At 61.9% G+C, this 24,325-nt stretch carries 23 protein-coding genes; 16 read left to right on the forward strand and 7 right to left on the reverse strand.

Features of this window, described 5'->3' with window-relative positions:
- Positions 1–134 precede the first annotated feature (134 nt).
- The 11 genes from AKL25_RS19375 (at position 135) to AKL25_RS19425 (ending at position 11,800) form a co-directional block, all read left to right on the forward strand.
- On the forward strand, positions 135–1,328 hold the full coding sequence (locus tag AKL25_RS19375) for an acetyl-CoA C-acetyltransferase (protein ID WP_050479355.1): 1,194 nt from the start codon (positions 135–137) through the stop codon (positions 1,326–1,328).
- A gap of 18 nt (positions 1,329–1,346) precedes the next feature.
- The gene (locus AKL25_RS19380; RefSeq protein ID WP_050479356.1) at positions 1,347–1,958 is read left to right on the forward strand and encodes a 2-hydroxychromene-2-carboxylate isomerase; all 612 of its coding nucleotides are present in this window, start codon (positions 1,347–1,349) and stop codon (positions 1,956–1,958) included.
- Positions 1,958–2,386: a YchJ family protein gene (locus AKL25_RS19385; protein ID WP_050479357.1), complete on the forward strand. Its 429-nt coding sequence runs from the start codon at positions 1,958–1,960 to the stop codon at positions 2,384–2,386. The genes AKL25_RS19380 and AKL25_RS19385 overlap by 1 nt, the downstream gene beginning before the upstream one ends.
- Positions 2,387–2,412: 26 nt before the next feature.
- Positions 2,413–4,035 carry a carboxyl transferase domain-containing protein gene (locus AKL25_RS19390; RefSeq protein WP_050479358.1) on the forward strand — a complete coding sequence of 541 codons (1,623 nt, stop codon included), beginning with the start codon at positions 2,413–2,415 and terminating at the stop codon, positions 4,033–4,035.
- 198 nt (positions 4,036–4,233) lie between these two features.
- Positions 4,234–5,331: a DUF4410 domain-containing protein gene (locus tag AKL25_RS19395; RefSeq protein ID WP_157050706.1), complete on the forward strand. Its 1,098-nt coding sequence runs from the start codon at positions 4,234–4,236 to the stop codon at positions 5,329–5,331.
- Between the two features lie 117 nt (positions 5,332–5,448).
- Positions 5,449–6,315 carry an alpha/beta hydrolase family protein gene (locus AKL25_RS19400; RefSeq protein ID WP_083444800.1) on the forward strand — a complete coding sequence of 289 codons (867 nt, stop codon included), beginning with the start codon at positions 5,449–5,451 and terminating at the stop codon, positions 6,313–6,315.
- A gap of 52 nt (positions 6,316–6,367) precedes the next feature.
- The gene (locus AKL25_RS19405; RefSeq protein ID WP_050479361.1) at positions 6,368–8,380 is read left to right on the forward strand and encodes an acetyl/propionyl/methylcrotonyl-CoA carboxylase subunit alpha; all 2,013 of its coding nucleotides are present in this window, start codon (positions 6,368–6,370) and stop codon (positions 8,378–8,380) included.
- Between the two features lie 10 nt (positions 8,381–8,390).
- Positions 8,391–9,326 carry an MBL fold metallo-hydrolase gene (locus AKL25_RS19410; protein ID WP_050479362.1) on the forward strand — a complete coding sequence of 312 codons (936 nt, stop codon included), beginning with the start codon at positions 8,391–8,393 and terminating at the stop codon, positions 9,324–9,326.
- A gap of 61 nt (positions 9,327–9,387) precedes the next feature.
- A complete protein-coding gene (locus tag AKL25_RS19415) occupies positions 9,388–10,317 on the forward strand; it encodes a 2-hydroxyacid dehydrogenase (protein WP_050479363.1) in 930 nt (309 codons plus the stop codon).
- A gap of 2 nt (positions 10,318–10,319) precedes the next feature.
- Complete coding sequence (locus tag AKL25_RS19420) at positions 10,320–10,838, forward strand: YbaK/EbsC family protein (protein ID WP_050479364.1); 519 nt, start codon at positions 10,320–10,322, stop codon at positions 10,836–10,838.
- A gap of 53 nt (positions 10,839–10,891) precedes the next feature.
- Entirely contained in the window at positions 10,892–11,800 is a 909-nt protein-coding gene (locus tag AKL25_RS19425; protein WP_050479365.1) for a hydroxymethylglutaryl-CoA lyase, read from the forward strand.
- A gap of 131 nt (positions 11,801–11,931) precedes the next feature.
- Here the strand turns inward: AKL25_RS19425 and AKL25_RS19430 are convergent, their stop codons facing one another.
- Complete coding sequence (locus tag AKL25_RS19430) at positions 11,932–13,740, reverse strand: methyl-accepting chemotaxis protein (RefSeq protein ID WP_083444801.1); 1,809 nt, start codon at positions 13,738–13,740, stop codon at positions 11,932–11,934.
- 508 nt (positions 13,741–14,248) lie between these two features.
- On the opposite strand from AKL25_RS19430, the gene AKL25_RS19435 reads away from it, so the two are divergent.
- Complete coding sequence (locus AKL25_RS19435; RefSeq protein ID WP_050479366.1) at positions 14,249–15,220, forward strand: NAD(P)H-dependent flavin oxidoreductase; 972 nt, start codon at positions 14,249–14,251, stop codon at positions 15,218–15,220.
- A gap of 214 nt (positions 15,221–15,434) precedes the next feature.
- Positions 15,435–15,701 carry a hypothetical protein gene (locus AKL25_RS19440; RefSeq protein ID WP_050479367.1) on the forward strand — a complete coding sequence of 89 codons (267 nt, stop codon included), beginning with the start codon at positions 15,435–15,437 and terminating at the stop codon, positions 15,699–15,701.
- A 220-nt stretch (positions 15,702–15,921) separates the two neighbouring features.
- Here AKL25_RS19440 and AKL25_RS19445 read toward each other — a convergent pair whose 3' ends face one another.
- The 3 genes from AKL25_RS19445 to AKL25_RS19455 are packed head-to-tail and all read right to left on the reverse strand — an operon-like array spanning position 15,922 to position 18,298.
- Positions 15,922–16,617 carry an alpha/beta fold hydrolase gene (locus AKL25_RS19445; RefSeq protein WP_050479368.1) on the reverse strand — a complete coding sequence of 232 codons (696 nt, stop codon included), beginning with the start codon at positions 16,615–16,617 and terminating at the stop codon, positions 15,922–15,924.
- A gap of 30 nt (positions 16,618–16,647) precedes the next feature.
- A complete protein-coding gene (locus tag AKL25_RS19450) occupies positions 16,648–17,118 on the reverse strand; it encodes an META domain-containing protein (protein WP_050479369.1) in 471 nt (156 codons plus the stop codon).
- Positions 17,119–17,137: 19 nt separating this feature from the next.
- Complete coding sequence (locus tag AKL25_RS19455; RefSeq protein ID WP_050479370.1) at positions 17,138–18,298, reverse strand: MFS transporter; 1,161 nt, start codon at positions 18,296–18,298, stop codon at positions 17,138–17,140.
- Positions 18,299–18,494: 196 nt separating this feature from the next.
- Between AKL25_RS19455 and AKL25_RS19460 the strand changes: the two genes are divergently transcribed.
- Both AKL25_RS19460 and AKL25_RS19465 read left to right on the forward strand, forming a co-directional pair.
- On the forward strand, positions 18,495–19,145 hold the full coding sequence (locus tag AKL25_RS19460; protein WP_050479371.1) for an HD-GYP domain-containing protein: 651 nt from the start codon (positions 18,495–18,497) through the stop codon (positions 19,143–19,145).
- An 83-nt stretch (positions 19,146–19,228) separates the two neighbouring features.
- Entirely contained in the window at positions 19,229–20,467 is a 1,239-nt protein-coding gene (locus AKL25_RS19465) for a YbfB/YjiJ family MFS transporter (protein ID WP_050479372.1), read from the forward strand.
- A 6-nt stretch (positions 20,468–20,473) separates the two neighbouring features.
- Here AKL25_RS19465 and hisC read toward each other — a convergent pair whose 3' ends face one another.
- Positions 20,474–21,541: a histidinol-phosphate transaminase gene (gene hisC / locus AKL25_RS19470; RefSeq protein ID WP_050479373.1), complete on the reverse strand. Its 1,068-nt coding sequence runs from the start codon at positions 21,539–21,541 to the stop codon at positions 20,474–20,476.
- A gap of 221 nt (positions 21,542–21,762) precedes the next feature.
- Between hisC and AKL25_RS19475 the strand changes: the two genes are divergently transcribed.
- Positions 21,763–22,341 carry a DUF4337 domain-containing protein gene (locus AKL25_RS19475; RefSeq protein ID WP_050479374.1) on the forward strand — a complete coding sequence of 193 codons (579 nt, stop codon included), beginning with the start codon at positions 21,763–21,765 and terminating at the stop codon, positions 22,339–22,341.
- A gap of 39 nt (positions 22,342–22,380) precedes the next feature.
- Here the strand turns inward: AKL25_RS19475 and AKL25_RS19480 are convergent, their stop codons facing one another.
- Together AKL25_RS19480 and panS are read right to left on the reverse strand one after the other, a co-directional pair.
- Entirely contained in the window at positions 22,381–22,974 is a 594-nt protein-coding gene (locus AKL25_RS19480; protein WP_050479375.1) for a putative pterin-binding protein, read from the reverse strand.
- 117 nt (positions 22,975–23,091) lie between these two features.
- Positions 23,092–24,012, reverse strand: a complete 921-nt coding sequence (gene panS / locus AKL25_RS19485; protein ID WP_050479376.1) for a ketopantoate/pantoate/pantothenate transporter PanS — start codon at positions 24,010–24,012, stop codon at positions 23,092–23,094.
- Positions 24,013–24,325: the final 313 nt, after the last annotated feature.

Genomic DNA, 24,325 nt, shown 5'->3' on the forward strand with positions numbered 1-24,325 from the left:
AACTGTCGACACGACGCTGGGTCCTGACTTTCGTCAGGACGACAGCCCAGGTTTGCTGTGTAAAAGAGGTTTTCAGATTTCATTATTTCCATACTTCGTTCACGTATTTCATTGACCAGCAGCAGGAGAAGATCATGCAAGACCGTATTGAAGATCCCATTGTTATCGTCGGCGCCGCGCGCACGCCCATGGGCGCCTTTCAGGGCGAATTGTCGGCGTTGACCGCCAGCGATCTCGGCGCCGCCGCCATCAAGGCCGCGCTGGAACGCGCCGGCGTCGCTCCCGATCAGGTGCAGGACGTGTTGTTCGGTAACTGCCTGATGGCGGGACAAGGCCAGGCGCCCGCGCGCCAGGCGGCGATCAAGGCCGGCATCCCGGTCTCGGCCGGCGCCGTGACCTTGTCGAAGATGTGCGGCTCGGCCATGCAGGCCGCCATGTTCGGCTTTGATTCCATCCTCGCCGGCACCAATGACATCGTCGTCGCCGGCGGCATGGAATCGATGACCAACGCGCCTTACCTGATTCCAAAAGCGCGCGGCGGCTATCGCATCGGCCACGGCATGATCTACGACCACATGATGCTCGACGGCCTGGAAGACGCCTACGACAAGGGCCGCGCCATGGGTACTTTCGGCGAGGACTGCGCGGCGAAATACCACTTCACGCGCGAGGATCAGGATGCGTTTGCGATTGCTTCGGTCAAGCGCGCGCAGCAAGCCACCGCCGACGGCTCCTTTCAATGGGAGATCGCCCCCGTGACCGTCGCCACCCGCGCCGGCGATGTCGTCGTCGACACCGATGAAGGCCCGCGCAAGGCCAAGGTCGAGAAGATCCCGACGTTAAAAGCCGCCTTCAAGAAAGACGGCACCATCACCGCCGCCTCCTCATCCTCCATCAACGACGGCGCCGCCGCCCTGGTGCTGATGCGCGCATCGACCGCGAAGAAACTCGGCTGCACGCCGATTGCCCGCATCGTCGGCCATGCACGCCACTCGCAGGAACCGAACTGGTTCACCACCGCACCGATCGGCGCCATCAACAACCTGTACAAGAAAACCGGCTGGAGCACCGCCGACGTCGACCTGTTCGAAATCAACGAAGCCTTTGCCGCCGTGCCGATGGCCGCGATGAAGGAACTCGGCATCACCCACGACAAGGTCAACATCCACGGCGGCGCCTGTGCGCTGGGCCATCCCATCGGCGCTTCGGGTGCGCGCATCATCGTCACGCTGATCGGCGCGCTGAAAAAAACCGGCGGCAAGCGCGGCGTGGCCTCGCTGTGCATCGGCGGCGGCGAAGGCACGGCGATGGCGATTGAACTGGTCTGAACCCATCAGAGAAAAAACATGAGCGATCAAAAAACTCCCATCGATTTTTATTTCGATTTCAGCTCGCCCTACGGCTATTTCGGTTCGCTGCATATCGAAAAGCTGGCGGCGCAATACGGCCGTGCGGTCAACTGGCACGCGATCCTGCTCGGCCCGGTGTTCAAGGTGATGGGCATTGCGCCGATCGCCAACGTTCCCTTGAAAGGCGAGTATTCGCACCACGACATGGAACGTACGGCGCGCTTTCACAACATCCTGTTCAAGCGTCCGGACGTGATGCCGATCGCCTCGCAGCACGCGGCGCGCGCGGTGTTGTGGGCGCAGAAGAACGATGCGGCCAAAGCCGTCAGTCTCATTCACACGCTGTACAGCGCCTACTTCACCGAGAACATCGACATCAGCAAACTCGAGACGGTGCTGCGTATCGCCGGCGACGTCGGCATCGATGCAGAAAAATTGACGACCGCGCTGAACGACGATGCCATCAAGGATGCCTTGAAGGCGGAAGTCGCCGCTTCGATCGAACGCGGCGTGTTCGGCTCGCCGTTCGTGATCGTCGACGGCGAGTCGTTCTGGGGCTTCGACCGCTTCAACCAGCTTGAAGTCTTCCTGAAGGATGGAAAGATCTGATGGCGGGCAAGGAAGACAAACAAGCTTGTCCCTGCGGCAAAGGCGTCTATGGCGCCTGCTGCGGTCGCTTCATCTCCGGTGCCGCGGTACCGGCGACGGCGGAGCAGCTGATGCGTTCGCGCTATACGGCGTTCGCGCTGCGCGACGAAGCCTACCTGCGCTCGACTTGGCATCCCGACACGCTGCCGGACGAGCCGATCACGGCGGAGAGCGACGTGAAGTGGATAGGCCTTGATGTGATCAAGCACAAGCACTTGAAAGATAACGACAGGGACACCGACGAAGCAACGGTGGAATTTGTCGCCCGCTTCAAGGTCGGCGGCCGCGCCCATCGCCTGCATGAAGTCAGCAGTTTTGTACGCCAACCCGATGCCGCGGGTGTGGCGCGCTGGTACTACGTCGACGGCGCTTTTCCGGACGACGAATAAAAAATACATTGAGACAGAGGATCACCATGCCGCAACTCGACAGCAAACTGAACACGCGCAGCGAAGACTTCCAGAGCAACACGGCGGCGATGCAAGCCATCATCGACGATCTGAAAGAAAAGATTGCCGTCATCGCGCAGGGCGGCGGCGAAACCGCACGCAACAAGCATCTGGCGCGCGGAAAGTTGCTGCCGCGCGACCGCGTGCAGATGCTGCTCGACCCGGGCACGCCTTTCCTGGAATTCTCGCAGCTGGCGGCCTACGGCATGTACCAGGAAAAAGAAGGCAAGGATGCGGCGCCATCGGCCGGCATCATCACCGGCATCGGCCGCGTGGCCGGGCAGGAATGCGTGATCGTCTGCAACGACGCCACCGTCAAGGGCGGCACTTATTATCCGATGACCGCCAAGAAGCATTTGCGCGCGCAGGAGATCGCCGAGTTCAATCACCTGCCCTGCATCTATCTGGTCGACAGCGGCGGCGCCAACTTGCCGAATCAGGATGAAGTTTTCCCCGACCGCGATCACTTCGGCCGCATCTTCTTCAACCAGGCCAACCTGTCGGCCAAGGGCATTCCGCAGATCGCAGTGGTGATGGGCTCGTGCACCGCCGGCGGCGCCTATGTGCCGGCGATGAGCGATGAGTCCATCATCGTCAAGGACCAGGGCACCATCTTCCTGGCCGGCCCGCCGCTGGTGAAGGCCGCCACCGGCGAAGTCGTCACCGCAGAAGAGCTGGGCGGCGGCGATGTGCATACGCGGCTGTCCGGCGTGGTCGATCATCTGGCGCAGAACGACCTGCACGCGCTGTCGATTGCGCGCAGCATCGTCGGCAATCTCAACCGCAGCAAGCCGCAGCAACTGGCCATGCGCGAGGTGCAGGAGCCGAAGTATCCGGCACGCGAGCTGTACGGCATCATTCCGACCGATACACGCAAACCCTTCGATGTGCGCGAAGTGATTGCGCGCGTGGTCGACGGCAGCGAGTTCGACGAATTCAAGGCGCGCTACGGCGCCACGCTGGTGTGCGGCTTCGCGCATCTGTACGGCATGCCGGTCGGCATCATCGCCAACAACGGCATCCTGTTTTCCGAATCGGCGTTGAAGGGCGCGCACTTCATCGAGCTGTGCTGCCAGCGCAAGATCCCGCTGATCTTTTTGCAGAACATCACCGGCTTCATGGTCGGCAAGAAATACGAGAACGAAGGCATCGCCCGCAACGGCGCCAAGATGGTGACGGCCGTATCCACCGCTGCGGTGCCCAAGCTGACGATGATCATCGGCGGCAGTTTCGGCGCCGGCAATTACGGCATGTGCGGCCGCGCGTTCTCGCCGCGCTTTCTCTGGATGTGGCCGAATGCGCGCATCTCGGTGATGGGCGGCGAACAGGCGGCCAGCGTGCTGGCGACCGTCAAGCGCGACGGCATCGAATCCCGGGGCGGCAGCTGGTCGGCGGAAGAAGAAGCCGCCTTCAAGTCGCCGATCCGCGAACAATACGAACACCAGGGCCATCCCTACTACGCCTCGGCGCGCCTGTGGGACGACGGCGTGATCGACCCCGCCGATACGCGCATGGTGCTGGGCCTGGGACTGAGCGCGGCGTTGAATGCCCCGATTGAAGAAACGAAGTTTGGCGTGTTCCGGATGTAAGCTGGAATCGATCTGTCGAGCGCGCAGCCTGAGCGGAGCGGATCGCGATGCTTGTCCCATGAGGGGCGTTTGACGGACCGTTGCAATGGCACCATCTCGCGAAAAAATCTGCGCCTGTGGAGGCAACAAATCTCTCGGCATTTTGCCCTTGAATACCGGTAGAATTTTGAGCCTCAACAACAAAAAAAGGTGGGGAATATGCTGAAATTCGGGGGAGTAATTCTACTTAGTATCTTTGTTCTTAGTGGTTGTGCGGGCACCGTCCATCGCGAAAATAACGCCATGAAATCGAGTTTCTCTGCGGATTCGGTCAGCGAAGTGGAAGTCCGGATGACGGAAGAGGCGCAAAAATTGCAGGCAAGCAATACGCAATTCAGTACAAAAATGTTGCTCGGCTACCTTGAGCGCAAGCTCGATGGAAACGATCTGCTGAAAACCGACTCGTCTTATCGCTTGCAGGTCACTATTACGCGCTTTCGGATTCGGTCGTCGTTCAGTGCAGTGATGTGGGGAATCATGGCCGGCACCGACTCCGTTGAAGGAAAAGTCCGGGTCTTGAATCGCGAAGGCAAGCAGGTCCACGCCTTCGACGTATCCGCCTCGTACGGGCTCGGCGGATGGGGCGGCGGACAGGACGGCATGCGGATGAACTGGCTTTACGGCAAATTTGCCGAGCTGACGATTGCCGAACTGACCGGTAAAACGGAAGCTACCGCCGTAAGAAAAGAAAAGCGGGAACCGGTCGCACCGCAAGTGATCCAGGCCCGGCAGAAGGAGCCGGGAGACGCACAGGTTGCGACGGCGCGCGAAGGCAACACCAGCACCCGCTCCGCCGCCGTTGCGGGAACGGCAAAAACAGTGGTCGCGAAACCGGCCGCAAGACACAATTTCACGATGCCTGAAGACAGCAGCTTTGCCTCTCTGAACAACGCCGATGCGATTCCCTATGTGGACCAGCGCGCCAAGGACAGTTACGCGCTATACCTGACCAGGCCGAAGCCGCGCGCCTATGTTGTCTCCCGCAGCGGCGCCTGGGCCTATCGGATCGGCAAGGATGCGCTGACCAATGCACTTGCCGTTTGCGAGGCCAAAACGCAGTCGACCTGCTATCCCTACGCCATCGATGACCATGTGGTCTGGCAAAGCGATAACGTTGCGCGGGAAACCATGCGCAGGAACGTCCTGGCAGAGATCGCCATCAACCAGAACGCTGGAACAGTGGTGCCGACTGCCGAAGAATTCGTGCAAGACGCTCTGCCGCCTCAGCAGCAACAGCCTCAACAAGCAGAGAAATAAGGCCCCACGGTGCAGCCTTGAATGCACCGGCAACAGAGACGAAGTCCGGTACGTTCCGGAAGTCGCATCGCACTTGGCGATTGATTCAGATTCTCCTTTTTCAGCACGCCGCCATCCATGAAAAGATCAAACTTCCTGCTATTGCTCGTCAGTGCGTTAAGTTGCCTGGCCGACGCCGCCTCGGCAGCGATTACGGAACAGACGATCGCCATTCCGATTGCGAAGAACGGCAATCCGGGTTCGGATATCCAGTTGACGGGCATCGAATACAAACCTGAAGGAAACGGGCCGTTCCCGCTGCTCGTGATCAATCACGGCTCGCCCCGTTCCAGCGTCGACCGCCCCGGGATGAAGCCGGGTTACCAGGCGCAAGCCCGGTATTTTGCGGAACATGGCTTCGTGGTGATCACGCCGATGCGGCGCGGTTACGGGAAGTCGGGCGGCAACTGGGCCGAGGATTTTTTCAGCTGCGATAACCCGGCCTACTACGATGCCGGGCGGGAAGGCGCCAAGGACATTGCCGCCGCGATCAGTTACGAGAAAGCGCGCAGCTATGTCGACGGCGACAAGATCGTCCTGCTCGGCCATTCGGCGGGCGGCTTCGCATCGCTGGCCTTGTCCAGCCAGAATCCTCCCGGCGTACTGGGCGCCGTCATCTTCGCCGCCGGCCGCGGTTCTCGCAGCGCCGAGCATGTCTGCGGCGAGCCGAACCTGATCAAGAGCTTCTCCCGCTACGCTGCCGGCACACACATGCCGATGCTGTGGTTCTACTCCGAGAACGACCATTTCTTCGGCCCGGCGATGGCGCGGAAATTTTATGCCGCCTATCGGGAAAAAGGCGTCGACGTGCGCTTCGTCGCGGCGCCGCCCTATCGGGATGACGGTCACGGCTATGTGTATAGCCGCAATAACGATGTCCCGGCGTGGATAGGCGAAGTTCAGCAATTTCTGAAGAAACTGGGATTGCCGCAGCAAGTCCAGTAACGGTTCGTACGCAAATAACACCAGTGAGCCGCAGGCTCAACGAGGAGACAAGATGTTCAGCAAAATCCTGATCGCCAATCGCGGCGAAATCGCTTGCCGCGTGGCGGAGACCGCGCGCAAGCTCGGCATCAAGACCGTCGCCGTGTATTCGGAAGCCGACGCGCAGGCCAAGCATGTCGCGGCCTGCGACGAAGCCGTGCTGATCGGCCCGGCGCCGGCCAAGGAAAGCTATCTGCTGGGCGACAAGATCATCGCCGTGGCGCTGGCGACCGGCGCGCAGGCGATCCATCCCGGCTACGGCTTCCTGTCGGAGAATGCCGGTTTTGCCGAAGCCTGCGCCCGGGCGGGGCTGGTCTTCATCGGTCCGCCGGCATCGGCCATCCATGCGATGGGATCGAAGTCGGCCGCCAAGGCCTTGATGGAAAAAGCCAAGGTGCCACTGGTGCCCGGCTATCACGGCGACAATCAGGAGGCCGACTTCCTGCAGCAGGAAGCCGACCGCATCAGCTATCCGGTGTTGCTCAAGGCGAGCGCGGGCGGCGGCGGCAAGGGCATGCGCATTGTCGAGAAATCGGAAGACTTCAAGGCCGCGCTGGCATCGTGCAAGCGCGAAGCGATCAACAGTTTCGGCGACGACAAGGTGCTGGTGGAGCGCTACCTGACGCGCCCGCGCCATATCGAGATCCAGGTGTTCGCCGACAGCCATGGCGAATGCGTTTACCTGTTTGAACGAGATTGCTCGGTGCAGCGCCGCCATCAGAAAGTATTGGAAGAAGCCCCCGCACCTGGCATGAGTGAAGAGCGTCGCCGCGCCATGGGTGAAGCGGCGGTTGCCGCTGCGAAAGCAGTCGGCTATGTCGGCGCCGGCACAGTCGAGTTCATTGCAAATCAGGACGGCTCGTTCTACTTCATGGAGATGAACACGCGCCTGCAGGTCGAGCATCCCGTGACCGAAATGATCACCGGCCTCGATCTGGTGGAATGGCAATTGCGCGTGGCCTTCGGCGAACATCTGCCCTTGCGCCAGGAACAATTGCAGCTCAACGGCCATGCCATTGAAGCGCGCATCTATGCCGAGAATCCGGAGAAGGGTTTCCTGCCGTCGATAGGCACGCTGCGCTACCTGCATACGCCGCCTGCGGTGCATTTCCGCGTCGACAGCCATGTCCAGACACCGGCGGCGGTGCGCATCGATTCCGGCGTGCGCGAAGGCGATGCGATTTCGCCGTTCTATGACCCGATGATCGCCAAGCTGATCGTCTGGGGCAAGGATCGCGATGCTGCACTGGCGAATATGGCAGCGGCGCTGGCGCAGTACCGCATCGTCGGGCTCGCCACCAATATCGGCTTCCTGCAGCGGCTGATTGCCGGACAGGCGTTCTCTGCTGCGGATCTCGATACCGGACTGATCGAGCGCAACCATGATGCGCTGTTTCCGGCCCTGCAACCGGCGTCCACGGCCACACTGGCAATGGCGGCCTCGCTGCTGCTGTCGCAGGAAGCGGAACGCGTCGTCGAGACCAATAATCCCTGGGCGCACACCAGCGGCTGGCGCATGAACGGCAGCCTGCTGCGCACCTTGCAGTTTGCCGACGAGGCGGGCGTGTATCAGGTCCGTATCGAATACCGCAGCGAGCGGCAATGGGTGCTGCATCGCGACGGCGTGCTGCACACGCTGCGCTTTGACCGGCAGGGAGAGACCGACCTTCGCATCACGCTGGACGATTCCGCACTGGCAGGCAATGTGGTGCGCGACGGCGATGCCTTCCACGTCTTCCAGCAGGGCCGCCATGCCGTGCTGACCTGGGATGATCCGCTCGCGCACGCCGGCCACAGCGAAAGCGAAGGCGGCCGGTTGACGGCGCCGATGCCGGGCAAGATTGTTGCCGTGCTGGTCGAGAAAGGCCATAGCGTCACCAAGGGCGCGCCGCTGCTGATCATGGAAGCAATGAAGATGGAACATACGATTGCCGCGCCGGCCGATGGCGTGATCGACGAGCTGCTGTACCTGGTCGGCGATCAGGTGACGGAAGGCGCGCAATTGCTGGCGTTCACGCCGGGCTGATCCGACGCCGATGCGCACCCATCCCTACGGCCTGCCGTCCAGCGTGTATGTGCTGGAGCGCGGCTGGCTGTCTTCCAACAACGTCTTGTTTCTCGGCGCCGAAGAAACCGCGCTGGTCGACACCGGTTATGTCACGCACGCGGAGCAAACCCTGGCGCTGGTCGCACATGTGCTCAACGAACGAGACTATGCGCCGCAACTCCATCGCGTGATCAACACACATCTGCATTCCGACCATTGCGGCGGCAATGCCGCCTTGCAGGCGCGCTATGGCTGCCGAACGACGATCCCGCATGCCGAGGCCAGCAAGGTGGCGCGCTGGGATGAGGAGGCGCTGAGCTATCGCGCAACCGGCCAGCAATGTCCGCGCTTTGCCTTCGACGACACCTTGCGGGACGGCGACACGCTGCTGCTCGGCGATCTGGAATGGACCGCGCTCGCCGCGCCCGGCCACGATCCGCATTCGCTGATCCTTTATTGCGCGCAGGAAGGGATTCTGATCTCTGCCGATGCCTTGTGGCAGAACGGCTTCGGCGTGATCTTTCCCGAACTGGACGGCGAGTCGGGCTTTGCCGAAGCGCGCGCGACACTGGACCTGATTGCCGGACTCGACGTCCGTGTGGTGATTCCCGGTCACGGTGCGCCGTTCACGGAAGTGAAGCAGGCGCTGGCGACGGCTTATTCGCGTCTCGACTATTTGCAGGCCGATCCCCTGCGCAATGCGCAGAACAGCGTCAAGGTCATGCTCAAGTTCTTGCTGCTGGAAAGACAGGCGATTCCCTTGCGGGACGTCGCATTGATGATGGCCGATATTCCTCTGCTGGCGCGCTGCAATCGTCGCTACTTCCGGCTCAGCGACGAAGCGCTGGCAGAGTGGGCGAGCGCACAGCTGATCAAAGCGGGCGCAGCAAGCAGCGACGGCGTCCTGCTGCACAATGCCGGCTGACGGCAACGATGATGCGTTGCGGGTAAAATCAGCGGCTTACTCCACTATTCTCTCCGACGCGATGCGCATCCTGTTTCAGACCGCCGATACCGCCAGCCAGGACGCCTGGCTGCACGCTCTCCGTTCCGCCATGCCGCATGCCGAAATTCGTCTCTGGCAATCCGGCGACACCGCGCCGGCCGATTACGCCATCGTGTGGAAACCGCCGTTCGAGATGCTGCAAGGCCATCCCGAACTGAAAGCCGTCTTCAACCTCGGCGCGGGCGTGGATGCGATCCTGCAACTGAACGTGGTGCCGGAGAATCTGCCGCTGATCCGCATCGATGACGGCGGCATGGCGGAACAGATGGCGGAGTTCGCCACGCACGCCGTGCTGCGCTACTACCGCCGCCTCGATGAATATGAACAACTGTCGCGCCGTGGCGAATGGAAGCCGCTGCCGCCTTTCGAGCGCCGCGACTTCGGCGTCGGCGTGCTGGGCCTGGGCGTGCTGGGACAACGCATCACCGAGAGCCTGCAGCACTTTGGCTTTCAGGTCAGCGGCTGGAGCCGCAGCCCGAAGACGCTGCCGGGTGTGAAGGCGTATGCCGGCAACGAACAGCTGAGCCAATTCCTGCAAGGCGCACGCGTGCTGATCTGCATGCTGCCGCTGACGCCCGACACGGCCGGCATCCTCAATCGCGAGACCTTGTCGCAACTGCCGCGCGGCGCCTATCTGGTCAACCTGGCGCGCGGCGGCCATCTGGTTGAAGCCGATCTGCCGCCGCTGCTGGAGAGCGGCCGGATCGCCGGCGCCACGCTGGACGTGTTCCAGGAAGAACCGTTGCCGCCGCAGCATCCGTTCTGGAAAGATCCGCGCATCGCGATCACGCCGCACATTTCTGCGCTGACCATCCGCAGTGAAGCGGCGCGGCAGATTGCGGAGAAGATCGTTGCCCTGCAGCGCGGCGAACGCGTGGTCGGGCTGGTGGATCGCAGCAAAGGATATTGAGCATGGAACAGCAAACCGACGTCCTTCCCGATTCCGCGCAACGCGTGGCGGATCTTCTGGTCGAACTGAAACACGACAAGCCGGTGGTCATGCTGCCCAGCGCAGGACGGACATCGGCCGAAGCGGCGGCCGGCCTCGGCTGCAGCGTGGCGGAGATCGCCAAGTCCATCATCTTCCGCCGCCTGTCCGACGATGCGCCGGTGCTGGTGATCGCCAGCGGCAGCAATCGCGTCGATGAAGCCAAGGTAGCGGCGCAGGTCGGCGCACTCGGCAAGGCCGACGCCAAATTCGTGCGCGAGAAAACCGGTTATGTGATCGGCGGCGTCTGCCCGATCGGCCATGCCGTCAAGCCGGTGATGCTGCTGGATCAGGATCTGTTCCGTTACGACAGCGTGTGGGCGGCGGCGGGACATCCGCATGCCGTCTTCAACCTGACCGCACAGCAATTGCAGGCGATGACCGGTGCGCCGGTGGCGGATGTGGCGCTGGCGCCGGCCGGGAGCATGCCGCAGGCAAGCTGATATCATCAAAACCATATTCAAATGCATCGCCGCCAAGGCAGAGGAGACACCCCATGAGCTTGCCCAAGAAAGTCAAAATCGTTGAAGTCGGTCCGCGCGACGGCTTGCAAAACGAGAAGGAAACCATCTCCGCCGAGGTCAAGATCGAGCTGGTGAATCGCTTGACCTCGGCCGGCTTCGTCAATGTCGAGGCCGCCTCCTTCGTCTCGCCGAAATGGGTGCCGCAAATGGCGACGTCGAGCGAAGTCATACAAGGCATCACGCGCAAACCCGGAGTGATCTATTCGGCGCTGACGCCCAACATGAAGGGCTTTGAAGCAGCGCTGGCAGCCGGCGTCGACGAAGTCGTGATCTTCGGCGCGGCGTCGGAGGCCTTCTCGCAAAAGAACATCAACTGCTCGATTGCGGAATCGATCGAGCGCTTCCGCGAAGTCGCGCAGGCCGCCAAGGAACACAAGATCCGCCTGCGCGCCGCGATCAGCTGCGCCTTCGGTTGCCCGTATCAGGGCGAGGTGCCGCTGTCGTCCGTTTCGGACGTGGTCGGCCGCTTCCGCGATCTGGGCTGCGACGAGATCGACATCGCCGACACCATCGGCGTGGCTACCCCCAACAAGGTGGCGCCGGTGATGCAGGCGGCGATCCGCGAATTCAACATCGATGGTTTGTCCGGGCATTTCCACGACACCTACGGCCAGGCGCTTGCCAACATCTACGCCAGCCTGGAAGTCGGCATTACGATTTATCACTCCTCGGTGGCCGGCCTGGGCGGCTGCCCTTACGCCAAGGGAGCCACCGGCAACGTGGCCTCGGAAGATGTGCTGTACATGATGCAGGGACTGGGAATTGAAACCGGCATCGATCTGGATATCGTCGTCGACGCCGGCCAGTTCATTTCAGAACATCTGGGCCGCAAGGCGGTGAGCCGCGCAGGGAATGCGATTGCGGCGAAACGCAAAGGATAGCGCAAGGAATAGTGCAAGGAATAGTGCAAGCGACATTGCAAGCGACATTGAAAGAAACGGCATTGCCGCCATCCCGGCGAATGCCAAAGGCCTGCCCGGTAATACGGACAGGCCTTTTTCATGTGCAGACCTCAGAACTCTTCCCACGACGCATCGTCGCCCGACGCCGGCTTGACTGTCTTGCTGGCGGCAGGCGCGGCCGGTAGCGCCACTGATTTGACCGGGGTTGCCGGCGTCCGTGCGACTGTTCGCTGCACCGGTGCGACTTTGGCAACGAGCGGACGCCGTGGGGCGGCAGCGGTCGCCGTCGTCGCCTGCACGCCGGGCTGCTCGCCGGCGGACAGCTTGAAGACGCTGACCGCCTGTGTCAGCAGGTCGGCTTGCTCCTGCAGGCTCTCGGCCGCAGCAGCGGCCTGCTCCACCAGCGCGGCGTTCTGTTGCGTGATCTCGTCCATCTGCGTGATGGCGCGATTGACTTCCTCGATGCCGGTGCTCTGCTCCTGGCTTGCCGCCGTAATTTCACCCATGATGTCGGCCACGTGCTTGACCGAGGTCACGATTTCGCCCATGGTCGCGCCGGCTTCGTCGACCAGCTTGCCGCCGGCGTCGACCTTGCCGACCGAGTCGCTGATGAGCTGCTTGATCTCTTTGGCGGCGGTGGCCGAGCGTTGCGCCAGGCTGCGCACTTCCGAGGCCACTACGGCAAAGCCGCGGCCTTGTTCGCCGGCGCGCGCAGCTTCCACGGCAGCGTTCAAGGCGAGAATATTGGTCTGGAAGGCGATGCCGTCGATCACGCTGATAATGTCGACGATCTTGCTCGAACTCTCTTTGATCGACCCCATGGTGTGCACCACGTTGCCGACGACCTCGCCGCCCTTGACCGCCAGTTCGGAAGCCGAGGTCACCAGCGAGTTGGCCTGGCGCGCGTTGTCGGCGTTTTGCCGTACGGTGGAGGTCAGCTCTTCCATCGAGCTGGCGGTTTCTTCGAGACTGGATGCCTGCGACTCGGTGCGGCTGGACAAGTCGGCGTTGCCGATGGCGATTTCGCGCGAGGCGACGTTGATGGTTTCGGTCCCGCTGCGCACGTTGCCGACCACGCTCGCCAGGCCCTGTCCGATGCCGTTGATGGCAGCCATCAGGCGCCCGATCTCGTCGTCGCGCTCCACCTGAAGTGTGGCCGTCAGGTCGCCGGTGGCCAGTTTTTCGGCAGCGACCAGACCGTGGTCAAGCTGCTTCTTGATCAGCACGTAGAGGGCATACAGCACGGCGACCGAAATGATCACCATCAGGCCGAGCATGATCATCGCGACGACATAAGCCCTGGCGCCGTCGCGGCGCGCCTTGTCCTGTTCCGCGCCGGTACGCTGGTCCATCAGCTTCTCGAATTCGTTGATCGGACGCATGATGGCGGCGGCATTTTTTTCGTACACGTCGTCATGTACCAGCTTGCGCGCCTTTTCCAGGTCGGGAGTGTCTTTTTTGGTGAACTTGCCGGTGCCGTCATCGTATTCGCCTTTGATCATGTGCATGGCGATGTCTTCGGTCTTGATCAGTGCAGTGGACAGCGACTGCGCTTCATTGAGCCTGGCGAATTCCTGGTCGGTGAAGCCGGCCTGCTTCATCAGGTCGATGATGGATGCCGTGCTGCCGTCGGGGCGCGGCTTCTTGCCGGTGCTGACGGCGACGATGTCCCAGTAGATCGTCTCGTACTTCGGATCGCCGGTCACGACATAGCTGCGTACGGATTCAGTGAGATGTTCGGAGTTGCTCCTGACCTCATTGGCTAGTTTGTAGGATGCATAACGTGCGTCGCCGGACCGCTCGATTTCGTGCTGCGCGTCCAGAATCAATTGCAGGGCGCCGAACATCAATAAGGACAATGCCGCCAGCACTGCAAAAAACATCAAAAAACTGCGCTTCAGTGTAAATAGTTTGCCCATGGCTAATCCTCCTTGATTGATACAAAGAAAAATTATTTCGGGCGAGGAAGTACGGCATCAGAGACGACAAGGCGCCGCTCGAAGGCGGCGCCGCGCAACGGCTGCTGTGCTGTTTTATTGTAGGTTCAGTGTATCTCAGTACGTCAGTGCGTATATCGGCTACGTGTCCGCACGTGCCGCAGGCGCGCCTGCAAGTGACGGCTGTGGAGCACAGCAGCGCCGATCAGTCCGCCTGCGATGGCGGCGATAATCAGATAGGTATTCATATATCCCCCTCGGAAAGATATCACCTTCGACAAACCAGGATTGGTATGCGGGAGCGGATGCAAAACCCATGCCTGGAACCTGCTCCGCATATTTATCACTGATTCATGGAAAAAATAGCATATTTGCAAAATGAAAAGATCGGTCAAAAGCAAAAAACATTTGATGCAACAACACAAAAAAGCACGATCGTAATATTTTTATCCTATAATCTTCGGATTACCTACAACGATGAGACGCCGCCATGCCCAATCCCGCCCTCCCTGCCATTCTGCAAAACCTTCGTTTGCCCGTGATTGCTTCGCCGATGTTCATCGCCAGCAGCCCTGCGCTGGTGGCGGCCCAATGCAAGGCGGGCATCGTCGGCTCCTTTCCTGCGCTCAACGCGCGTCCGGCGGAGCAGCTCGACGTCTGGCTGACGCAGTTGCAGACGGAACTGGCGGACTACCAGGCCGCCCATCCCGACGCCGTCATCGGCCCGATCGCCGTCAACCAGATCGTGCATCAGTCCAACGACCGCCTCGCCCATGACGTGGAAGTCTGCGTGAAGCATCGCGTGCCTATCATCATCTCCAGCCTGCGCGCGCCGCCGAAGGAAATGCTGGACGCCATCCACAGCTACGGCGGCATCGTGCTGCACGACGTGATTTCGATCCGCCATGCGCAGAAGGCGCTGGAGGCCGGCGTCGACGGTCTGATCCTGGTGGCGGCCGGCGCCGGCGGCCATGCGGGCGCGCTGTCGCCGTTCGCGCTGGTGGGCGAAGTGCGCAAGTTCTTCAAGGGTCCGCTGATCCTGTCGGGCGCAATCGCCACGGGCGACGCCGTCCTGTCGGCGCAGGCCATGGGCGCCGACCTGGCTTACATCGGTTCGCGCTGGCTGGCGACCAGGGAAGCCAACGTCACCGACGAATATCGCCAGGCCATCGTCGACTCGACTGCCGCCGATGTGGTCTATACCAACCTGTTCACCGGCGTGCACGGCAACTACCTGAAGAAGTCCATCATCAATGCCGGGCTCGATCCCGACAACCTGCCGGAAGCGGACAAGACCAAGATGAATTTCGGCTCCGGCGGCGACACCAAGGCCAAGGCATGGCGCGACATCTGGGGCGCAGGCCAGGCGGTGGGCCTGATGGACGACGTGCCGACGGTCGCTGAAATGGTGGATCGCCTGGAAAAAGAATACGCTGCAGCGCGTCAACGCCTGGCTATTTGAACGGCTGCCGACGATATGGCGCATCGTCGGCAAAGCAAGTACCGGCGCGGCTTTACGGGCCGTCCCGGGATCCCGCCGGCACGACTCCGACAGACAGCTTCTGTCGGACAAGCTCATCGCTTGCAAATGACTTTGTAACTAACTTCACTTCTTCGGCACTTCTTTCCCGCTTGTATGTCGTACAGCTTCAGACACCATACACGTGAGGATTTTTATGACCAGCTTTCTCCGCACCAGAAAAGACCGCCATCCAAAACCGGAAAACAAAGCCCGTCTCCCCCATGAGCATGACCAGTCCGGCGACAGCCAGCGCAGCGACGTCGATCAGAAGGAGATGCGCCGTGCCTATCAGGACATCCGTGAAGGCCAGGTGGACACCGATCTGCGCGGCAGCGGCGGACTCGACGAGATCAACAAGGGCGCCGGCAAACGCGCCAGCGAAGCGCCGCGCAAGGATGATCCTTACGACAAGTCGCACTGAGTTCGCGCACTGAATCCGCTCTCAAGCGGAAGTGCGATCAAGTTTGATTCAGAGGTATGCCGGAGCCGCGCGGGAACAGCGCGCATTGACAGAAAATCAAGAGACCAGCTAGTGACACTCGCATCGCATCGATGAAGACAGGGGCCGGAAAAACCCGCTCGTTCATCTTCATGCGATCGCAGCAATACGCCGCTTCCGAGCGGCGTATTGCATTGGCGCCTTACAACTGCGAATCTGCAAGCCAGTCGCGGATGATGCGGAACAACTCCTGCGGTTTTTCCATCGGCGTCATGTGGCCGCAATCGCTGACGATGTCGAAGCGCGCCGCCGGAATCCGCTGCGCCATTTCTTCCGACTCTTCCACCGTACGCAAACGATCGGCATCGCTCGCCACGATCAGCGTCGGGCAGGCGATGCGATGCAGGTCGGCGTAGCTGCCGTCGCGCAGCGTCGACAGTTGGCGCAGGAAAACTTTCTTGCCGTTGGCCAGCGCCATGGCTTGCAAACGTTGCAACAGGCGCGGATCCGTGGCGCGATCCGGATGCAGCGAGGACGCCAGCGCGCGCGAGGTCAAGCCTTTGAACGGCGTCTTTTCCGCCAGTGCGATCTGCGCCAGGGTGCCGGCCGATTCCTTCTCGCTTTGCGGACGCGAAGAGGTATTCAGCAAACCCAGGCCGAGTACGCGCCCGGGCGCTTTCAAGGCAATCGCCTGCGCCACGAAACCGCCCATCGAAAAACCGAACAGCACGAACTTCTCCGGCGCCGTCGACAAGACGCGATCGGCCATCGCGGAGATGGAATCATCCAGCCCCAGATTACCGAAATGCAGATTGCCCAGCGTGGCAAGATCGGTACGCATGTCGTCCCACAGCGCTTCGTTCAACATGAAGCCGGGCAAAAAAACCAGATCGCGCATGTTCTTTTTCTCTTTCCTTGTTCGAGGGGATTACTTGTTACCGACGGCAGCGGCGCCGGCTTCTTTGTCGCGTGCCTGCAGCGTCATCACTTCGCCGTCGACCGCAAACAATTGCAGCGTCTTGCCGTCGATCTTGTAGCGATCCAGCGCTTGCAGCTTGTCGAGGAAGGCCGATTCAAACTCCATCGCCTTGCCCATGCAGGCCATGCGCGTCGCCGCAGCGTGGCCGATGGTCAGGCGGCTGCCTTCGCGCAGCACATAGGGCGCGTTGAACCGGTTGCACCAGGCGCGGCCGCTGACACTGGCTTCCTTGCCGTTGTCCTGGAAGCTGAGGATCACCGGCTCGCCGTTGTCGCCATGCGGGATCTCGTGACCGGGCCAGCTGGTCAGTTCCCATTGCGAGGCGGTCAGGCCGGCGCCCGTCGTCGCCGACGATGTTGCACATGCCGCCAACGTCAATGAAGCCAGCGTTACCGCGATGATTGCCAGAGATCGTTTCATGCCTGCACTCCTTTAAAATTCATTCCAACCATTTTGCACGGCTGGCAGCCAGCGCCACGGCAAGACACAACACGCCGATAAACGCCAGGCCTGCCTGCAAGCCGAAGCCATGCGCCAGAAAACCCACCACCGGCGGGCCGATCAGACTGCCGCTGTAGCCCAGCGTCGCCACACCCGCCAAGGCAATCGCGCCATGCCTGCCGGCCGCGCTGAACACGAACGGAAACACCATCGCCACGCCGGTGCCGGCAATCGCAAAACCGAAAATCGCCAGCGGGATGGCCGGCGCCGCCACTGCAACAAACACGCCGACGCTGGCCAGCAGCGAACCGAAGCCGACCACCTTGCGCGCGCCCCAACGTTCCTTGAGGCGATCGCCGACCAGCCGCGCCAGCAGCATCATGCCGGCGAAAGCCGCATACGCCAGCGGTGCGCCGCCGTCGCCCGCGCCCATATGATCCTTCATGTACAGACCGCTCCAGTCGGCAATCGATCCCTCGACAATGGCGCCGCAAAAACCGATCAGGCCCAGCGCCACCAGATGGCCGTGCGGTATGGCGAAAATCTTGCGATCGGCACTCGGCTCCGGCCGGTCATTGGGCAAGGACTTGTAGCCCCAGCGCAGCGGCAAGAGGAAGGCCAGGCTCAGCGCCAGGAAATGCCATATCGGCGCGATCTCGAACGATGCCACCGCGCTGCCCAGCAAGGCGCCGCTGAAGGTGCCGACGCAAAACCATGCATGCAGCAAAGACATGATGGAGCGTCCGGCCTTTTTCTCGGCCACGGCGCCCAGCGCATTGATGGCGACGTCGAAGCAGCTGGACGCCGCGCCGTACACCATGCTGAACAGCATCAGCACCGGCAGGCCCGGCGCGCAGCCGATGGCCGGCAGCGACAGCAACAGCATCAGTCCCGCGTACCATGCCGTGCGGCGCGCACCGTAGTGCGCATTGAGCCACGCCGCCAGCGGAAACGAACCGACCGCGCCGATGCCGCCGCACAGCAACACCAGACTCAAGGTCGCGGCATCCAGCTGCAGGTTGTCGCGAATCGATGGAATACGCGCGGCCCAACTGGCGTACAGCAAGCCCAGCAGGAAAAAGAGAAATGGAATGGCGATCTGCCGCCATCGCACGCGCAACGCCGAAGCGCCGAGACTTTCAGTCAGGTCGGTTGTCATGCAATCAAGAGAGGAATAAACTTCGGTCAGCCGCCATTATCTCGCATCCGCCGATATCGCTTTTGCATTCTGTGCATTCCCTGCGATTTCATACGATTCCGATGATGTTTTTTCATCGCGCCCGCTCTGCCTGTTCTGCCCGCCTGTTTTTTCGCCCGCTGTTACTTGCTGCTCCCGGTGCTGTTCCGTTTCTTGCATGACTGACCTGACCGCCCCTACCGAACCGCCCTCTCTCTCCACGCTGACGCTTGAACGACAAGCCATCGATGCGCTGCTCGCACTGCAACACCTGATCGACGATTACACGCCGGAACACGAAAGCCGTGTCGCCAACCTGGCGCTGCGCATCGGCCGGCAACTGCGGCTGAACGACACGCAACTGGAAACGCTCTACCTGGCCGCACGCGTGCACGACATCGGCAAGGTCAACATTCCGCTGGAGATCCTCAACAAACCCGGCAAGCTCAGCGATGCAGAATTCGCCCTGATCAAGACCCATGCGCAGGCCAGTTACGACGTATTGAACCGCATCGCCTTCACGCTGCCGGTGGCGGAAATCGTCTACACCCATCACGAATACCTCGACGGTTCCGGTTATCCGCGCGGCTTGCGCGGCGAGCAGATCCGGCTGGAGTCGCGCATCCTGACCGTGGCGGACATCGTCGAATCGATGTCGGAAGACCGGCCCTATCGCAAGAGTCTCGGCCTGGAAGCGGCATTGACGGAAATCCGCCGCCTGCGCGGCACGCGCCTCGACCCGCTCGCGGTCGACGCCTGCCTGCAATTGAGCGGCGACGACGGCGCGACGGCCTGGCAACAAGAATCTGTGCAATCCGCTACACTCTGAGCAGCGCGGCGGTCAGCAGCAACTGCCCCGGCGCATCATAAAAACCAGACGGCAAGCAGCCGTCGACGCTCAAGAGACAAGCCATGCACGATCCGACTGCCGCCTCCGATCCGGCGCGCACTTCCCCGACGCATCACGATTTCATCATGCGCCATCCGCTGCTGACCGCGCTGGCCTTGTCGCTGGGCACCGCCATCGCGCTCGGCGTGGCGCGTTTCTCTTACGCACTGCTGCTGTCGCCGATGCGTACCGATCTCGGCTGGCCCTACCTGATCGCCGGCGGCATGAACACCGGCAATGCGCTCGGCTACCTGCTCGGCGCGCTCGCCACGCCGGCGCTGGCGCGCCGCTTCGGCATGCACAAAATGCTGATCGGCGGCGCGCTGGCGACGGCGTTCTTCATCATCCTGTCGGGACTCTTCGTCGACACCGCAAGCCTGCTGTTGCTGCGCGTCGTGACCGGCGCGGTCAGCGCGTTTATCTTTATTGCCGGCGGCATCCTGGTGACCCGTCTGGCGGCGCTGCATCCACAACGCGCCGGATTTCTGCTGGGCGTGTTCTATGGCGGCAGCGGCATTGGCATTGTGATTTCGGCGTGGCTGGTGCCGCTGACGATCGCCGCCGCAAACGCTTATGGCGTGGCGCACAGCTGGCAATGGGCGTGGCTGGCGATGGGCATCCTGAGCCTGATCGCCACCGCCTTCATGGCGCCTCCGGCGCTGCGCATTCCCGACCTGCCGCAACAGGCGCGCGGTGCGGGACGCGTTCGCTATCGCAGCCTGGGTTTCGGCCTGAGCGGATATTTCATGTTCGGGCTTGGCTATATCGGCTACATGACCTTCGTCATCGCGCTGCTGAAAGAGCAAGGCATGTCGGCCACGATGATCACGCTGTTTTATACGCTGCTGGGTGTCGCGGTGGTGGCGTCGTCGCGGCTGTGGGCCGGCATGCTGGACAAGTTCAGGGGCGGCGAATCGCTGGCGATACTCAACACCCTGCTGAGTATCGCCACGCTGCTGCCGGCGGTGACCGCCCAGCCGGTGGCGGTGTTCATCTCGGGATTGATGTTCGGCGGCGTGTTTCTCTCCGCAGTCGCATCGACCACGGCGCTGGTCCGGCACAACCTGCCGCCGGCCAGCTGGTCGGTCGGCATCAGCGCCTTCACGATCGTGTTTGCGGCCGGGCAGATCGTCGGGCCGAGCATCGTCGGCTGGATCGCCGACCGCAGCGGCGGCTTGCAGCAAGGCCTGATGTTCTCTGCCGCGGCCTTGCTGATCGGGGCGCTGCTGGCATGGCGCCAGCGTCCCCTGTCGTCGAACTAAGGAAAATTAAGCCAGATGCTTGCGCAATGACGTGATCAGCGTCCGGCATGCCTCGTCGGTGCCGACGGTAATGCGCAGAAACTGATTGATGCGCGCGCTGGTGAAATGGCGCACGATGATGCCGTCGCCGCGCAGCGATGCCGCCAGTCCTGCCGCGTCATGCTGCGGATGGCGCGCAAACACGAAGTTGGCCGCCGACGGCAATACCTCGAAACCCAGCGCCGTCAGATCCGCCACCATCTTGCCGCGGCTGGCGATGACCGCCTTGCGGGTGGTGTCGAAATGCTCGTCGTCTTCGATTGCCGCTGTCGCGCCGGCAATCGCGATGCGATCCAGCGGATAGGAATTGAAACTGTTCTTGACACGTTCCAGCGCGCTGATCAGATCGGCGTGACCGACCGCAAAACCGACGCGCAAGCCGGCCAGCGAGCGCGACTTCGACAGCGTCTGCACCACCAGCAGGTTAGGATGGCGCGCCACCAGGCTGATGGCGCTGTCGCCGCCGAAATCGATATACGCCTCATCGACGATCACCACGCGGTCCGGATTGCCCGCCAGCATGCGCTCGATGGCATCCAGCGCGAGCAGGCAGCCGGTCGGCGCGTTCGGATTGGGGAAGATGATGCCGCCGATGGCGTCGCCGTGGCCGAGGTAGTCGTCGACGCGAATCGAGAAGTCGTCCGCCAGCGGCACCGCGCGATAAGCCACTTCATACAGGCCGGCGTAGGTCGGGTAGAAACTGTAGGTGATGTCCGGGAACAGGATCGGCGCGCCGTGCTTGAGCAGGGCCTGGAAGGCATGCGCCAGCACTTCGTCGGAACCGTTGCCGACGAACACTTGCGCCGGCGACAAGCCGTGGCGTTTGGCGATCGCCAGCTTCAGCGGCTCGGCGTCGGGATTCGGGTACAGACGCAGGTTGTCGCCGACTTCCTGGGCCATCGCGGCAATCGCCTTGGGCGACGGGCCGTAGGGGTTTTCGTTGGTGTTGAGCTTGACCAGCTTGCTGATCTTGGGCTGTTCGCCGGGGGTATAAGGCGTCAGGCGGCTGACGATGGGGCTCCAGAATTTGCTCATGGGAATGGTTTTCGACGGATTTGGCGAGGTTTTACGGGAAAGCAGCTATGGTAACAAACCCCGGCTGCCTACGCGGTGCAGATAAATGCGAGCAATGAGCGAGCGCCACGTCAACTGAGGCCCTTGCTTGCGCATTAATGGCATGCGCAAGGAGGGTTGCGCAGGTTCCCGGCGGCAACACCGGATAACTCCATCACGATAAATCTATAAAGAGCACTCGCATGGCTGAAGAATTCGAAGTCCCAAGTCCGCACGAACATCATCTGGAACACGTTACTGAACACGCCCACGGCAGCGGCGACAACTTTGCCGGCAAGATCGCCGTCATGACCGCGATCATGGCGACCATCGGCGCGCTATTCAGCTACCAGGCCGGCTCCACCGAGAGCGCCGCCGCCATGAACAAGAACAACGCCGCCATCAAGAAGACCGAAGCGGCCAACCAGTGGAATTACTACCAGGCCAAATCCAGCCGCCAGAACCTGGCCGAACTGGCCGCGACCATTCCCGGCGTCGACGCGGCGAAATACACGGCTGCGGCGGAACGCTACAAGTCGGAAAAGGAAGACATCCGCAAGGCCGCCGAAAAGCTGGAAGAACAATCCAAGGAATGGGACGAGCTGTCCGAAGTCAAACTGCACCAGCACCACCGCTGGGCGCAGTCCATGACGGCGATCCAGATCGCCATCTCTCTGGCGGCCATCACGCTGCTCACCCGCAAGAACTGGCTCAAGCGTATTTCCTACACCGCCGCGGGCGCCAGCGTGATCCTGGGCACGCTGGCGGCGATGCATATCTGAGCCGGCATGATCCGCGCATGCCGCCCGGCGTGATCAGATCTACACCTTCACTTCGATGTGATACATGCCCCACGGGCACAGCGCAAAACGTGCGCTGATCGGCTTCTCCATGATGTCCGGGAAACTGTCGGCGTCGTATACCGCCCACAAGGGACCGAGCCCGCCCAGCGGAATCGGCTTGCCGTCGAGATGCGTGGCGACGATGAAGCGGTACTTGCGGATCTCGGCCAGCGCCACCTGCACGGCATAGCCGTCGACGGCGCGCAGCAGCACGTCGCTGCCCGCGCCGGCGCCGGCGGCATTGACGACGTCAGTCAGCAGAGGACCGCTCAGCACGTGCTGCTTGCTGTCGTATTCCAGCGTGGGCTTGATGGTGGTTTGCGGCAAGGCGCTCAAGGATGCAAAGTCGAAAGTGTGGGCGCGGTTGAATTGCAGCTTCTGCTTGGCCATCATCTGATCCAGCGCCGGATCGAGCGCGCCGCGATTGCCTGCGCCGATGGCGCCGGTGACGGTCAGCAGCACCGGGCCGGACTCTTTGCCGCCGGCACAGGCGGCCTGCATCTTCTTGTTTGCCGCGACGGCGACGCCGCTCATGCCAAGCAGGCCGGCGGCGAGAAATTGTCGTTTCTTCATGATCGATCTTCCTTTTTCTGCACAAACGATGCCTCGCATGATGCACGATAAATACCGGCGCCGGACATGAAAAAAGCGGCCCGGAGTCCGCTTTTTTCATTCATGCCGAGAACCTGATCAAGCCTGGTCTTTCGGCGGGCGACCGCGCCAGTAGCCGGCCAGCATCGAACCCGACAGATTGTGCCAGACCGAGAACAGCGCGCCCGGCAATGCCGCCAGCGGCGTGAAGTAGAGCTTGCCCAGCGCAGCGGCCAGGCCGGAGTTCTGCATGCCGACTTCGATCGCCAGCGTGCGGCAGATGGCTTCGTCGAACCCGAGCAGGCGACCGCCCCAGTAACCACCCAGCAAACCCAGGGCATTGTGCAGGATGACGCCGACCAGCACCACCAGCCCGACCGAAGCGATGCTGGCCTGGCTGCCGCCGACCACGGCGGCAATGATCAGCAGGATCGCAACCATCGACACCAGCGACAGGTAAGGCTCGATACGGCGGATCAGCTTCCCCGCGAACAGGTTCAGCACGACGCCGACGACGATAGGCACCACCACAATCTGCACGATGCTCATCAGCATCGCATGCGCGTCGAAGTGGATCGAGGCATCGACATACAGCTCGGTCAGCAGCGGCGTGGCGAACACGCTCACCAGCGCCGACAGGGTCGAGATCGTCACCGACAGGGCGACGTCGCCGCGCGACAGGTAGATCATGACGTTGGACGCCGTGCCGCTGGCGACGCTGCCGACCAGCACCATGCCGGCAGTCAGGTCAGGCGGCATGCGCAGCAGCTTGGCAATAACCCAGGCAGCCAGCGGCATGACAAGGTAGTGCAGCACGATGCCGGCGGCAACCGGCGCCGGACGTTTGACGATGCGTTTGAAATCGTCCAGCGTCAGCGTGACGCCCATGGTCAGCATGATCAGCGTCAGCAGGCCGGTGACGTGCGGGCCGATCGGGGTGAAGGTGGATGGCGAGAAATAAGCGGCGGCGGACAGCAACAGCGCCCACAGCGGAAACAGGCGGGTAAGGCTAGCAAGCATGATAAGACAATCGTTGAGGCGCTCGGACAGAAGCGCGGAGTAAAAGAGAAAAAGAGAGAAATAGTGAGAGTATGTTTTTGTTTTTCGACATCTCCGCGGGTTGCGCGCAATGTGGAATTCGGTACGGGAATTCAGTCATCAGCAGATGAGCAGACGAACACATGATCAGGAAAACAAACAGGATTCGGCGGCTGCAGCGGATAGGATGCGGTCATGCCGGTCCGGCGGTGCATCTTGTGGACGCATCGGGACCGCTATTTTAACCGCGCCCGGGAATCCTTGCCGGCAGGCGCTTTGCATGGATTGCGACGCG

This window comes from Herbaspirillum rhizosphaerae (assembly GCF_001189965.1).
GTDB lineage: Bacteria > Pseudomonadota > Gammaproteobacteria > Burkholderiales > Burkholderiaceae_D > Herbaspirillum > Herbaspirillum rhizosphaerae.